The sequence below is a fragment of the Streptomyces sp. P5F9 genome (assembly GCF_057961495.1).
This window is the reverse complement of the sequence record NZ_JBXVPZ010000261.1, coordinates 1-13,333: the sequence shown is the minus strand read 5'-3', so window position 1 is coordinate 13,333 and position 13,333 is coordinate 1. Positions and strand designations below refer to the sequence as shown.

Here is a 13,333-nt window from a genome sequence, read left to right as displayed (position 1 = left end):
GCGTCCGGCGCCCCGACGTCCGACGGATACACGAGATACGCCGCATCGGCACCCCGCAACGTCTCCGCCCACGTAGACCGGTCCGCCCAGTCGAACCCCCGCGCCCGCGAGGCCGCCCGCACGGTCAGCCCCGCCGCCTGTGCCGCCTCCGCCACCCGGCGCCCGGTACGCCCCGAAGCGCCGGTCACCACAATCGTCATGTTCCGCGTATTCTGTGCCATGCCGTCCAGTCAACGCCTGCGTGCGAGCATCGACCATCGCCGCACGGTTCATTCCCACAATCGCCCGTCTACGCCGGCCACACGGACGCCCTGGCAGGCCTTCCGGAGGGCCCACGCGCGCGTGGCGCCTTCATGATCCGCGCAGGCGAGATCAACGGCCGCCTCCTGGACGCCCTCCCGCCGCTGCTCTCCCTCCCCTCGGACGTGTGGGAGTGCCCGCTCACCCCGCTCCTCATGGACGAGGTCGTCCGTGACGGATCCGCCCAGGCGGTCGTCCTGGACCGCCTCCTCGACCTCCTCGTCATCACCGCCCTGAGGGCCTGGTTCTCCCGCCCGGAGGCAGAGGCCCCGGCCTGGTACCGCGCACTCGCGGACCCCGTCGTCGGCAGGGTCCTGCGCCTCCTCCAGGACGACCTGCCCACCCCTGGACGGTCGCCTTCCTCGCAGCCAAGGCCGGCGTCTCCCGCGCGGCCCTGGCCCGTCGCTTCACCGACCTGGTCGGCGAGCCCCCGATGTCCTACCTCACCGCGTGGCGCCTCGCCCTCACGGCGGACCGCTTCCGCGACACCGAGGACACCATCGGCGCGATCGCCGGGCAGGTCGGCTACGGCAGCGCGTTCGCCCTGTCCAGCGCCTTCAAGCGGGTCTACGGCGTGAGCCCGCAGGAGCACCGGACGCGATCGGCGTAGCCTTCTCGGCGTGTACGTGGAGAGGGCGTCCCGGCTGCCGGGCGCGGTGGTCTGGAGCCGTACGATCGAGGCCTCCACCGCCGGCCCGGTCCACCCCGTCCTGCCCGACGGCTGCATGGACCTCCTCTGGAACGAGGGCCGCCTCCTGGTCGCGGGCCCCGACACGCGCGCGTACGTCCCCGGGACCGTGCCCGCGCACTGGGCAGGCATCCGCTTCGGCCCCGGCACCGCCCCCACCTACCTGGGCGTCCCCGCACACGAACTCCGCGACCGCCGGGTCGACCTCACCGACCTCTGGCCCGCCGCGACGGTGCGCCGCCTCACCGCCCGCGTCTCCACGGCCCCCGACCCCGCGACCGGGCTGGAAGAAACGGCACTGGAACGCGCGGCGGACGTGCCCCCACCCGATCCGCTGCTACGACACCTCGTGGCGGCCCTCGACACCGGCCGCCCCGTCGCCGCCACCGCCGACGAACTCGGCCTCGGCGCCCGCCAGTTGCACCGCCGATCCCTCGCCGCGTTCGGCTACGGCCCCAAGACGCTCGCCCGGGTGCTGCGCCTGCAACGCGCCCTCGCGCTGGCCCGCGCCGGAGTCCCGTTCGCGGAGACGGCGGCCCGGTCCGGTTACGCGGACCAGGCCCATCTCGCCCGGGACGTCAGGGAGTTGGCGGGGATGCCGCTGGGGCAGCTGCTCGGCCGCGCCGGTTAGGCAGGGCTCGGCGCAGGGCTCGGTGCGGGACTCAGCGGGGCGAAGAGATCCACGCCGTTGCCGTCGGGGTCGTGCACGACGGCGTACCGCTGGCCCCAGAAGGCGTCCCAGGGCTTGAGTTCGCCGTGATGCCCGGCGCCGGTCAACTCCCCGTAGACCCGGTCGACTTCGGCGGGGTCGTCGCAGAGCAGGGCGAGCGCGGCCCGACCACTGCCGCTGGGTGCCCGCCAACCCGGGTGGAACGAGCGGACGGTGTCCTCCGTGTCCAGCAACAGCCGTAGTCCGCCGGGCAGTTGGGCCTCGGTGTGCGGCTGGCTCTCGGCATCCTCGGGGAACCCGAACCCGAGCCGACGGTAGAAGGCGACAGAGGCGGCCATGTCGGAGACAACCAGGCCGATCGCGTCGAATCGTGGAGTCATGGGGCAACGGTAGGCGGGGCCGGGTCGGCCGGTCTTGAAGGAATCGGACACCGCGCTCGGCGCATCGTTCAGCTGAAGGTCACGGGTCCGCGCGGGGTGTCCACCGTGAAGGAGAGGCCCACCGGCCCCGCCGTCACCGCCAGCTCCGCCCCCACGGCCGACAGCAACGGACGGATCTCGTCCGGGACCGGTGCCGTCGCGGTCAGCTCCAGCAGGGGTGCGACGGGCAGGCCCGAGGCGGTCGTCGGGTGGGGCGAGGAACTCCAGTCGATGAGGAACGGCACCAGACCGGAGGGATGCGCCGTGTCCCCGTCGGTGAGCCGCCACTCCAGCAGCGTGCCGTCGGGCCGCCGACGGCTCATCGCCCGCACGGGCCCGGGGTCGTACCCTTGGGCCCGGGCCGCCGCGACCGCCGTGTCCAGGTCGGGCGGGGAGAGCGCCCAGGTCACCGTCCGGGCGACGGCGAGCCCGTCGACGCCGAAGGGCCGCGGATCCGACGGCTCGGGCTGTTCCGGGTCCGGACCGATGATCTCCAGGTAACGGGAACCACCCAGCGAGACAAGGTAGTTGCGGGTTCCGCGCCCCACATGGGCACCGCCCGCGACCGGCGCTATGCCCGTGCGCTCGGTGAAGTCGGCGACCGTCACCGCCAGTTCGGGAGTCGCGAGGACGAGATGGTCGAGGCGTGCGGGAAGAGCGTTCATCCCCACCGAGGCTACGCGGCGGGACCGTACCGCAGGAGGGAAAAGTCCCTCAACTGTGGAACACCTGTACGGCAGGATGGGCACATGATCCGTGCCGTGCGCGCCCTGCCGCTGCTGTTGCTCCCCGCGCTGTCCCTCCTGCTCGCAGGCTGCGGCACCGAGAAGGCGGACGCGGGGGCAGGAACCCCTGAGGCCTCGTCCTCCCCCGTCACCGCCACGTCGGCCGAAATCGCCTCCCGCGCAAGGTCGTTGGGCTTCGACCCCGACCTCGTCCACGTCATCGACCCGCCCGGATTCACCCTCGCCCAGCAGTCGGTCGGCGTATCGGACGTCGGCCTCTCCATCGCGTACATGGACCTGAAGACCGGCGCGGTGATCACCCTGCGCGTGGAGCCGGGCACGATGACCGACGGGAACTGCACGACACAGGCGGCGTTCAGCAGCCACATGACCTGCGTACGCGACGGGAACGCCTGGTACCGCACCGGCGGCGGAACGATCGAGTACGTCATGGCGCAGAAGGGCCATCTCGTGCACGTCGACGCCGAACAGGGCAAGGTGACCCGCGAAGTCCTGCGCAAGTCGGCCCAGTCGCTCCGCCGCCCGTACAAGAGCGAACTCCCGGTCATCCTCCCGCCCGCCCGCACGGCCGCCCCCGTGGAACGCGGCGACCTGCCCACGAACGGGGACGGGGCGCCCAACAACGAAGTGGGGAAGGGCGGTTGAGCACACGGCGCAAAGGAGGCCCGGTCCGCGAAACCCAGTCCGCGAAGCCCGGTCCATGGGGCTCAGTCCGAGAAGCCCGGTCTGAGAAGCTCGGTCCGTGAAATAGGCTGCGCCGCATGGCTGCCGCGCCCCGCCTCCTCGTCTGCACCCGCACCACCGACTACCGCCACGACTCCATCCCGGCCGCGGTGATCGCCGTACGTACCCTCGGCCCCTTCGAAGTGGACGCCACCGAGGACCCGGCCGCCTTCGAACGCCCCCTGGACGACTACGCGGCCGTCGTCTTCCTCTCCACCAGCGGCGAGGTACTGACACCGACGGGCCGCCAACACCTCGCCGCCTACGTCGAGTCGGGCGGCGGCTTCGTCGGCGTCCACGCGGCGGCCTGCACCGAGTACGACTGGCCGTACTACGGCGACCTCCTGGGCGCCCGCTTCGACCGGCACCCCGCATACCAGCCCGGCAACGCGCTGATCGAGGACCGCACCCACCCGGCCACACAACACCTGCCCGCCGTATGGAAGTTCACCGACGAGTGGTACGACTTCCGCACCAGTCCCCGGAGTTCGGTCCACGTCCTCGTCTCAGCCGACGAATCCTCCTACGAGGGCGGCCGGATGGGCGCCGACCACCCCCTCGCGTGGTGCCACGAGAAGGGCGCCGGCCGGGTCTTCTACACGGCCCTCGGCCACGCCTCGGAGGCCTACGAGGACCCGGACTTCCGCGCACATCTGCTGGGCGGGATCAACTGGGCGGCGCGGCTGGGCTAGATGATCTGTTCCAAGGGGTCCAGCTCCCATCCGGCCAGGTCGGAGCGCTTCACCGACGTTGGACCCTCTCCTTGCCTGCGCGCAGGCAGGCGGCGCGGGTTCAGGGAAATCCGGAGTCGGCGCGCACTCGCTTCGATGGACTTCAGCTTCGCTGCGAGGCTGAGCGGCGGAGCCTTTCGAGCAGGGGAATGGTCTGCTCGGCTCCCGGCAGCGCGCTCATCTCGTCCCGGATCCGCTCGGCGGCGCGGCGGCCCACCTCTCACCGTCCTGTACGGGCGCGCTGCCTACCCGCCCGGCACCCCCGTACTACCGCGTTCCACCAACCGCGTCGACAACTCCGTCCGGGTCCCCTCCGGCCGGTCCCCGTCCATCAGCCGGACCAGCAACCGCAGCGCCGTCGCCGCCATCTCCGAGAGCGGCTGACGGATCGTGGTCAGCGCCGGAGTCACCCAGCGAGCCTCGGGAAGGTCGTCGAAACCGACCACGCTGATGTCGTCCGGGACGCTCAACCGCCGTTCCGCCAGGGCCTCGTAGACCCCGAGCGCCATCCGGTCGGAGCAGACGAAGACAGCCGTGGGCGGCTCGGGCAGGTCGAGGAGTTCGCGCATACGGGTGCGGGCCATGGACTGGTCGAAGCCGCCGTGGCGGATGTACTCGTGGCGGACCGGAACTCCCGCGGCGGCGAGCGCGGAGCGGTATCCGGCGACGCGGGCGCTGCTGCACATTTTGTGGCGGTGGCCGGCGATGACGGCGATGCGTTCGTGGCCCAGGGAGAGCAGATGCTCGGTCGCCGTCACCCCGCCCTGCCAGTTGGCCGCGCCGACCGACACCACGCCCGGCGGCGGTTCGTGCACGGGGTCGATCATCACGAACGGGATGCGGTGCTGGTCGAGCCAGGAGTACTGGGACGGCGTCAACTCGGCCAGATTGAACAGGACTCCGGACGAACCCCGGCCAACCAGCTTGTCCAGCCAGCCCCGTTCGGGCCGGTCGGCCCGCGTCCGCGTCAGCCCGGCCGAGACCACCACCTCAAGACCGGCCTCGTACGCCGCCTCCTCCACCCCGTGCAGCACCGCCCCCGACCACGAACTGTCCAGCGAGTGCACGACCAGGTCGACCATCCCCGGCGCCTTGCTCGCGTCGAACCTGGGCCTGCGCACATACCCGAGCCGCTCCAGCGCCTCCGTCACCCTCCGCCGCGTCTCCGGCGCCACGTCCTCCCGGCCGTTGACCACCTTGGACGCGGTCGGCACGGACACCCCCGCCTCCCGGGCCACGACCGCCAACGTGGGCCCCGCCGTCACGCTCGCGCTCCCCGTACGGACCATCGGGTACCGCCTCTCCAGCCCGCCCGAGGGCCATCGAAAGTTTCCGACCAGCGCTGCTTCCCCGACTCGATCGCCGCCATTTAGAAAGCGCTTCCTACGATAGGTGCGCGTCATCACGGCGGGAAGACCAGGGAATTCACGTGATGAAGCCGACCCGATCTTTCGAAGTCCCGAACAAGGGAGAAAGCGTCACCTACAGGTCACTCTGCTCTACACGTCAGCCGGAAATTCGCGAAGTCCGCCGTGAAGGCGCCCTCCACCAGATCCCACGCATGGATGCCCGCCATCGCCCCGGTGAACCGCAGCCGCGACCCGTAGTCGTCGGACAGCCGACTGAAGTCCAGCCCCGGCCCGACCGCCGTCCGCACCCCGTTCCGCACACACCAGAACCGCGCCTCGGCCCCCTCGACCGTCACCCCCAGCGCCACGGGAAAACGGACATCCACCTCTACGACGGCCACCTGCCGCGTGCCGCCCTCGTCCCGCTCCACGAGGCTCAGCACCGTACGCCCGCCGCCGTCCCGCCACTGTTGCCCCCGCTGCCCCTCGCCCTCGGGCTCCGCCCAGGTCAGATGCAGGCTCAGATACGCCTCGGCGCCGTACCACAGCACCAGCCCCGCCGCCTGCGTGAACGTCAACGGTCGTGCGTCGACCGTGACTTCGGCCTCCGCGCGATGCTCCGTGATCCGCTGGGCGAGCAGACTGTGCGCCCACCGCGACTCCGGCCCGTGCCGCCCGCGCAGTCGAATCCAGCCGGGGCGGGCGGTGGTGTCGGCCCAGGACGGGTCCGGGTATGCGCGCGGACTGCTCCACGGCCAGCCCAACGGCTCGTCCGTATCCGGGACTTGGGCCGGCGGGGCGGTGCGACGCGTCGGTACGTCCACCTCCACCGCCGGATGCCGGCCGCCCTGCCGCAGTCTCGGCCAGCCGTCCGCGTCCCAAGTCACCGCCTGGATCGCGGTCTCCCGGCCCAGGGTGCACCGCGGCCCCTCCGGTGTCTGGACCGGTCGCGCCGCCAGATGGCTCAACACCCAGTCACCGCCGGGCAGTTCGACCAGTTCACCGTGGCCCGCCTTCTGCAGCGGCAGCGACGGGTCGTCCCGTGACGTCAGCAAGGGGCGGTCGTCGAGCTCGTACGGGCCGGTGACCGTACGGCTGCGTGCCACCCGCACCCCGTGCTCGTACCCCGTGCCGCCCTCCGCGAGCAACAGGTAGTACCAGTCGCCCCGGCGCACCAACTTCGGCCCCTCGACGAGCCGTTCGTGCTGGAGCAGCAGATGGGTCACGCCGGTCGGGGCGAGTGTGTCGCGGTCCAGCTCTGTCGCGACGATGCCCGCGAAGCGGTGGCCGCCGGGGCGGCAGTCGTTCTGGAGGTTGAGCAGCCAGAGTCGCCCCTCCTCGTGGAACAGCGCCGGGTCGAACCCATGGCTTGCCACCCGCCTAGGTGTCGTCCACTTCCCGGATACGTCCGTCGCCGTCGTGACGTAGGTGTCCAGGTCGAAGTACGGAGTGCCGACCGAGCGGACCACCGAGTACGTCAGCCAGAAGCGCTCGCCGCCCCAGCTCAGCGAGGGTGCCCAGACGCCGCCCGAGTCGGGGACGCCGGCCAGGGAGTCGCCGGGGATCGCGCCCCGGACGTGGCCCGCGTACTGCCAGTCGGCCAGGTCGCGGGAGCGGTGGATCGGGATCGTGGGGAACCACTCGAAGGAACTGGTCGCCACGTAGTACCAGTCGCCGACCCTGACCATCGAGGGGTCGGGGGCGAAACCGCGGACAACGGGGTTGTGCAGCAAGGTCACTTGAGGGCTCCCAGGGTGACCCCGGTACGCCAGTAGCGGCGCATCGCGACCATCATCACGGCCATCGGCACGATCGACAGCAGCGCGCCGGTGAGGACCAGGCTCGTCAGGTCGACGCCCGACTCCATGCGTTTGCCGGACCAGTTGTAGAGGCCGAGGTTGAGCGTCCAGTTCTCCTCGCCGCGCAGCACGGTCAGCGGGAGGAAGAAGGCGTTCCAGGTGTTGACGAAGGCCAGGAGGAAGACCGTCGCTCCGCCCGTCGTCATCATCCGCAGCACGATGCTGAAGAAGATGCGGAGCTCGCCCGCGCCGTCCAGGCGTGCCGCCTCCAGGAGTTCGAAGGGGACCGTGGCCTCCGTGTACACCTTGGCGAGGTAGACGCTGAACGGGTTGATCAGGCAGGGGATCAGCATCGCCCAGGGGGTGTCGACCAGGCCGATCTTCGAGAACATCAGGTACAGCGGGAGCGTGAGCAGCGCGATCGGGATCAGGAACGAGCCCACCACGCACGCGAACACCGCGCTGCGGCCCGGGAATTCGAAGCGTGCCAGGCCGTAGCCCGTCGCGAGGGCGATGAGCGTGCCGCCGAGGGAGCCGACTCCCGCGTACAGGAACGAGTTGGCGGTCCAGCGCAGGAAGATGCCGTTCTCGTAGGTGAAGACCTGACGCACGTTCACCCACAGGTGCATGCCGGAGAACCACAGGCCGTTGCTCTGGTACAGGCCCGTGCGGTCCTTGGTCGCGGCGACGATCAGCCACCACACCGGGAACAGGCTGTAGGCGCTGGCCAGGACCAGACCGACGAGCAGGAAACGCTGGCCGCCGCGTGAACGGGCCGCCGGATCGGGCTTGTTGAGGCGCCGGACCTGATGGGCGTTCCGGCGTTCTTCGGTGAGGGTCATCAGTCGGCCTCCTTCGCGGTGAGCCGGTAGAAGAGGAAGGAGGCGAGGCCGAGAATGAGGGCGAGGAGGACCGAAAGGGCCGCCGCGTAGTGGTAGTTGCCCGCGTTGAACGCCTGGTTGTAGATGATCATGATGGGCGTGAAGCTGTCGTTCACCGTCTGCGGGGTGACGTTCCGGAACAGCGCCGGCTCATTGAAGATCTGCAGCATCTGGATGATCGAGAGCATCCCGGTCAGCACCAACGCCCCGCGTACGTAAGGGACTTTGATGCTCGTCGCGACCCGGAACTCGGAGGCGCCGTCGAGGCGGGCCGCCTCGAACAGGTCGCGGGGCACGCCCTGGAGCGCGGCGTAGATGATCACCATGTTGTAGCCGATGCCGTGCCAGGTCAGCAGGTTGCCGATGGACGGCCAGACCATCGCGGGCGCGAAGAAGTTCCAGGACAGCCCGAACACCTTGCCCAGCGGCGTCAACGGGCCGACGTCCGGGCTGTAGAGGTTGATCCACACGATCGCCGCGACCACTCCGGGGATCATGTACGGGACGAGGAGGAAGATCCGGAAGCGGCCCGCGACCTTCGAGGACAGCGCGTCCAGGAACAGCGCCAGCAGCAGGCTGACGAGCAGCATCACCGGGATCTGCACGCACGCGAACAGCACCACGCGCAGCACCGAGTTCATGAACGCCGAGTCGGTCAGGCCCTGTTGGTAGTTGTCCAGGCCGGAGAACCGCTGCGTGGAGCCGCCGAGGCCGAGCCCGGACTGGTGCTCCACGAACACCGACTCGTAGACGGCGTACCCGATCGGTATCAAGTACAGGAAGACGAAGCCGAGTTGGAAGGGCACCGTGAAGGCGGCGCCCTTCCAGCGCTGGGAGCGGATCATCGGCGCCGCCTCAGCCCTTGACGCTGATACCGCGGGACTTCAGGTCCTTGACCGTCCACTCCTGCATGTGCGCCAGCAGATCGGTGACCTTCTCCTGCTTGTTCATCACCTTCGCCCAGCCGGTCTGGAGTTCGGTGAACATCGCGGTCCAGTCCGGGCCGAACACCCAGTCCGAGGTGACGGTGTCCAGGCTGTCGGTGACGACCTTCTTCGCGGGCTCGTAGTTCGTCCCGAGCAGCTTGTCGGAGATCGACTCGGCGACGTACGCGTTGCTGTCGGCCAGCGCCGGCATCACACCGTTGCCGGTGGTCGGGCTCGCCATCGTCTTCACCGCACCCGTGTTGGTCGACATCCACAACGCGGCCTCGGCGGCCTGCTGTTGATGCGCGCACTGCTTGGTCACCAGCGTGACGCCACCGCTCTGGTTGGTTCCGGCGGGCGTCTTGGCGGCCTCGCCCGGATAAGTCGGCCAGGGCGACAGCGCCCACTTGCCGTCGGACTTGGTGAAGTTCTGCACCATGCCCGCCATCTGCCAGGTGGAGATCTGCCGGGTCACGGTGCCGCCGTTGTCGTAGTTGCGCTGGACGGCCGCGTAATCCGCGAAGGAGAGCTTGGAGTTGAGGTCGTTGTCGATGATGTCCTGGATCACCTGGGCCGCGTTGAGGCTGCCCGCGTCCTGGAAGTCCACCTTCCAGGAGTTGCCGTCGATGGCGTACCAATGGGCGCCCGCCTGCATCGCGAGCACCTCCAGGGTGCTCGGGTCCTCACCGGCGAAGTTGGTGATCTTGATGCCGTGCTTCTTCAGGACCTTGCCCGCGGCGATGAACTCGTCCCAGGTCGTGGGGGCCTTCAGGCCGTACTTCGTGAAGACGTCCGTGCGGTAGATCGTGAACGCGGGGGCCGAACTGGTCGGCACGCCATAGGACTTGCCCTGCACCTGCGCACTGGCCCACGAGCCCGCGTTGAACTTGGCCTTGTCGGCCGAGACGTATTTCGAGATGTCGGCGAGCGCACCCTGCGAGACCCAGGTGGTCACGTACTCCGCCGTGTTCTGCACCAGGCAGGGCGCGTTGCCGGCCTTGACCGCGTTGGTCAGCTGCTTCTGCATCGTCAGCTGGTCGGTGACCTTGGTGTACTTGAGCTTGACGTCCTTGTGCGCGGCGTTGAACGCCTTCACGACCGCGTCCTGCCCGTTGGCCCAGCCCCAGAAGGGGAGGGTGACCGGGCCGGAAGACGCCTTGTCTCCCGAGCCGGATCCGCCGCAGGCGGAGAGCAGACCTGTCAGTGCGAGGCCCGCGACGGCTGCACGAGCGAACCTTCTCCGGGGGCTGGTGAAGTTCATCAGACCGTGTTCCTTCGGAAGAGAAGAGGTAGAAACCGGTTGCTGGGAAGGTAGGCAGGATGGCCTGTTCGGAGCAAGAGGCGTGCAGCAAGTTGTTTCGATCGCCCTGGACAGACCCCCTCTGGCCAGGGGATTAGGAGAGAAACCGGTTACGTAACGCCCTGGTTCCGTGTGCCATGTCAGTCCCGCAGGGGTGCCGTTCCAGTCCCGCAGGGGTGCTGCGCTAGTCCCGTCGGGCAGGCGGCCGTACCGAGTTCCGTACGACGACATGCGTGCCCAGGACCAGATGGTCGCCGTCGCCGCTTCTGCGCCGGCCCGTCCCGCCGCCCTCGCGCCGGTCCGCCACCGCACGCAGCGCGACCCGGCCCATCTCCTCGTACGGGACGTGCACGGTGGTGAGCTGAGGGGTGAGCTGGGAGGCGAGCGGGATGTCGTCGTAGCCGACGATCGACACGTCCTCGGGCACCCGCAGGCCGGCCGCGCGCAGTGCCTGCATGGCGCCCGCGGCGACCACGTCGGTCCCCGCGAGCACCGCGGTGAAGTCCACGCCCTCCTTCAGGGTGTCCTCCACCGCCTCGTACCCGTGCTCGTAGTCGTACGGACCGTGCCGCACCATCCCCGGGTCGAACGGCACGCCGTACGCCTCGAAGGCCCGTTGCGCGCCCCTCGACCTGCCCTGTGCGGTGGTGAGTTCGGCATGCCCGGGGAGGACCAGGACGCGGCGGTGGCCGGCCGAGAGGAGGTGGCTGGCCATGGCGTAGGCGCCGCCCTCGTTGTCGTAGTCGACCGTCGTCGCCGGGACGTCGCCCTCCAGCGGCGGGCGGCCGACGAGCACGAGGTGCGAGCCCGCCGCGTCGAGGGAGCGGGCGAAGCGGGCCATGCGGAGTTGGTATTCGTCGACGTCGTACGCCCCGCCGAGCAACACCACGGCGGCGACGCCCTGTTGGCGCATGAGGTTGACCAGGGCGAGCTCGCGCTCCGGGTCGTCGCCGGTCGTGCCGACGAGGGAGAGCCAGCCGCGCAGGGTGGCCGCGCCCTCAACTCCCTTGGCCACGTGGGCGAATGCCGCGCCGGTGATGTTGTTGATGAGGATGGCCACCGTGGGCGTACCGCCGCCGGCGAGGGAGCGGGCGTGCGCGTTGGTGACGTAGTCCAGGTCGCCGACGACCTTCATCACCCGGCGGCGCAGCTCCTCCGACACCGGGTAGTTGCCGGACAGCACGCGCGAGACGCTCGCCACGGAGACCCCGGCGCGCTCCGCCACGTCCCGGATGGTCGCCCGGCCGATGTCGCCCGACGCCTTGCGCTGACTCACCGTAGCGACTCCTTCACCGTGACCGCGTTTCCACCGGGCGCCCTGGGGCCCGCACCGGCGCCGGTCCGGAAACCGTATCCCAAGGTCGTTCCCGGTGGGCCGGCCTGTGGACGGCGCGGATCAGGCGACACGGGCCAGGTCCGCGTGCCGTACCTCGTGGGCCGGCGGCAGGCCCGCGGCGAAGCGCTCCAGCTCGTCGACGACGATGCCGCCGAGCCGCGCCAGCTCGTTGCCGAGGGAGCCCGCGATGTGCGGGGTGAGGAAGACGTTCGGCAGTTTGTACAGCGGGGACGTGGGGGGCAGCGGCTCGGGTTCGGTGACGTCGAGGATCGCGGTCAGCCGGCCGGACAACAGCTCGTCGGTGAGGGCGTCGTGGTCGATCAGTGCGCCCCGTGAGGTGTTGATCAGCACCCCGCCGTCCCGGATGAGCGCGAGCCGCCCGCGGTCCAGCATGCGCTGTGTCTCGGGGATGTCCGGGGCGTGCAGACTCACGATGTCGCTGTCGCTCAACAGATGCTCCAGCGGCAGGAGTTCGGCCCCCAGCGCGGCGGCCTCGGTGACGCTGACGTAGGGGTCGTGCAGCAGGACCTCGAAGTCGTACGGCCGCAGCAGTTCCAGGAGTCTGCGGCCCACGCGGGAGGCGCCGATGACGCCGATCCGGCGGCCGAGGTTGCCGATCGGCGCGGTCTCGGCGGGCGTCGGGTACGTGTGCGTGTGCCGGAAGCGTTCCCGCTGGGCGAAGGTGTCCTTCCCGGCGAGCAGGATCATCGCGAGGGTGTACTCGGCGACCGGGAGCGCGTTGCCGGTGACCGCGCTGGAGACGGTCACCCCGCGTTCCCACAGAGCCTCGCCGACCAGCGAACGGACCGAACCGGCCGCGTGCAGCACGGTCTGCAGCCGGGGTGCCGCCGCCAGCGCGTCGGCGTCGAGGTGCGGGCAGCCCCACCCGGTGATCAGGACCTCGGCCTCGGCCAGGGCCCGGGCGGCCTCGGGTGCGCCGAAGTCCCGTACGACGAGCCCTGGTTCGATCTCGGCGGTCTGCCGGAGCCGGTCCATCAGGGGTGAGGGGAAGAGCAGGGGCAGGTGCACCGGATCCATGGCGAACACGGCCCTCGGCGGCTGGGCGCTGGGCATGACCCTCCAGTAGTGCGGCGTGAGTACGACGTGAGAACGATGTCGGAAACGTTTTCTGAAAACGTCTTCTACCGTAGATCTGCCGTGGAGCGGGGGTCAATCGGTGAGAAGGGACCCCGAGCGCGGAAATATTTCGATCGGTTCCGGGACCGGAGGCAGGTGACGTCGTGCGGCATGACCCGGCCGGCGGAGTTCGTCCGCCGGAATAGCCGGGCGCGATGTGATGCTCTGATGAGCGTGGTTCACGAGCGTGGCGAGGAGCTGGTGGGCAGATGAGGGCAGAGCAGATGAACCCCGTGGTCGGCACCCCCTACGGGGCGGTGCGCGGCCGGTACGAGAACGGGATCGCGGTCTTCCGGGGCATCCCCTACGCGGCACCTCCCATCGGCCC

The 13,333-nt window shown here is 70.1% G+C and carries 13 protein-coding genes and 2 pseudogenes; 5 read left to right on the top strand and 10 right to left on the bottom strand.

Annotated elements, in window-relative coordinates; all coding sequences use genetic code 11:
- Window positions 1-221 (bottom strand): annotated as a pseudogene (locus AC31A1_RS32450) (NmrA family transcriptional regulator); the annotation flags it as partial.
- 144 nt (window positions 222-365) lie between these two features.
- On the opposite strand from AC31A1_RS32450, the pseudogene AC31A1_RS32445 reads away from it, so the two are divergent.
- Together AC31A1_RS32445 and AC31A1_RS32440 are read left to right on the top strand one after the other, a co-directional pair.
- Window positions 366-910, top strand: a pseudogene (locus AC31A1_RS32445) (helix-turn-helix transcriptional regulator); the annotation flags it as partial.
- Window positions 911-920: 10 nt separating this feature from the next.
- Complete coding sequence (locus AC31A1_RS32440) at window positions 921-1,619, top strand: helix-turn-helix domain-containing protein (protein ID WP_489656748.1); 699 nt, start codon at window positions 921-923, stop codon at window positions 1,617-1,619.
- Here AC31A1_RS32440 and AC31A1_RS32435 read toward each other — a convergent pair.
- Together AC31A1_RS32435 and AC31A1_RS32430 are read right to left on the bottom strand one after the other, a co-directional pair.
- Window positions 1,616-2,038: a VOC family protein gene (locus tag AC31A1_RS32435; RefSeq protein ID WP_489656747.1), complete on the bottom strand. Its 423-nt coding sequence runs from the start codon at window positions 2,036-2,038 to the stop codon at window positions 1,616-1,618. The genes AC31A1_RS32440 and AC31A1_RS32435 overlap by 4 nt on opposite strands.
- A 68-nt stretch (window positions 2,039-2,106) precedes the next feature.
- Window positions 2,107-2,742, bottom strand: coding sequence for a VOC family protein (locus tag AC31A1_RS32430; protein WP_489656746.1), 636 nt, complete (start codon window positions 2,740-2,742; stop codon window positions 2,107-2,109).
- 84 nt (window positions 2,743-2,826) lie between these two features.
- Between AC31A1_RS32430 and AC31A1_RS32425 the strand changes: the two genes are divergently transcribed.
- Window positions 2,827-3,468, top strand: coding sequence for a hypothetical protein (locus AC31A1_RS32425; protein WP_489656745.1), 642 nt, complete (start codon window positions 2,827-2,829; stop codon window positions 3,466-3,468).
- 116 nt (window positions 3,469-3,584) lie between these two features.
- The gene (locus AC31A1_RS32420; protein ID WP_489656744.1) at window positions 3,585-4,238 is read left to right on the top strand and encodes a ThuA domain-containing protein; all 654 of its coding nucleotides are present in this window, start codon (window positions 3,585-3,587) and stop codon (window positions 4,236-4,238) included.
- Between the two features lie 284 nt (window positions 4,239-4,522).
- Here the strand turns inward: AC31A1_RS32420 and AC31A1_RS32415 are convergent, their stop codons facing one another.
- The 7 genes from AC31A1_RS32415 to AC31A1_RS32385 form a co-directional block, all read right to left on the bottom strand.
- Entirely contained in the window at window positions 4,523-5,566 is a 1,044-nt protein-coding gene (locus AC31A1_RS32415) for a LacI family DNA-binding transcriptional regulator (protein WP_489656743.1), read from the bottom strand.
- A gap of 200 nt (window positions 5,567-5,766) precedes the next feature.
- Window positions 5,767-7,365 (bottom strand): glycoside hydrolase family 43 protein, encoded by a 1,599-nt coding sequence (locus tag AC31A1_RS32410; protein WP_489656742.1) that lies wholly within the window; start codon window positions 7,363-7,365, stop codon window positions 5,767-5,769.
- Entirely contained in the window at window positions 7,362-8,267 is a 906-nt protein-coding gene (locus AC31A1_RS32405) for a carbohydrate ABC transporter permease (RefSeq protein WP_489656741.1), read from the bottom strand. The genes AC31A1_RS32410 and AC31A1_RS32405 overlap by 4 nt, the downstream gene beginning before the upstream one ends.
- Window positions 8,267-9,151 (bottom strand): carbohydrate ABC transporter permease, encoded by an 885-nt coding sequence (locus tag AC31A1_RS32400; RefSeq protein WP_489656740.1) that lies wholly within the window; start codon window positions 9,149-9,151, stop codon window positions 8,267-8,269. Before AC31A1_RS32400 ends, AC31A1_RS32405 begins: the two co-directional genes overlap by 1 nt.
- A gap of 10 nt (window positions 9,152-9,161) precedes the next feature.
- Window positions 9,162-10,493: an ABC transporter substrate-binding protein gene (locus AC31A1_RS32395; RefSeq protein ID WP_489656739.1), complete on the bottom strand. Its 1,332-nt coding sequence runs from the start codon at window positions 10,491-10,493 to the stop codon at window positions 9,162-9,164.
- Window positions 10,494-10,716: 223 nt separating this feature from the next.
- Window positions 10,717-11,808: a LacI family DNA-binding transcriptional regulator gene (locus AC31A1_RS32390; protein WP_489656738.1), complete on the bottom strand. Its 1,092-nt coding sequence runs from the start codon at window positions 11,806-11,808 to the stop codon at window positions 10,717-10,719.
- A gap of 120 nt (window positions 11,809-11,928) precedes the next feature.
- A complete protein-coding gene (locus tag AC31A1_RS32385; RefSeq protein ID WP_489656737.1) occupies window positions 11,929-12,942 on the bottom strand; it encodes a hydroxyacid dehydrogenase in 1,014 nt (337 codons plus the stop codon).
- Window positions 12,943-13,214: 272 nt separating this feature from the next.
- Between AC31A1_RS32385 and AC31A1_RS32380 the strand changes: the two genes are divergently transcribed.
- Window positions 13,215-13,333 (top strand): carboxylesterase family protein (locus AC31A1_RS32380; RefSeq protein WP_489656749.1); only part of this gene is annotated, 119 nt, incomplete at its 3' end.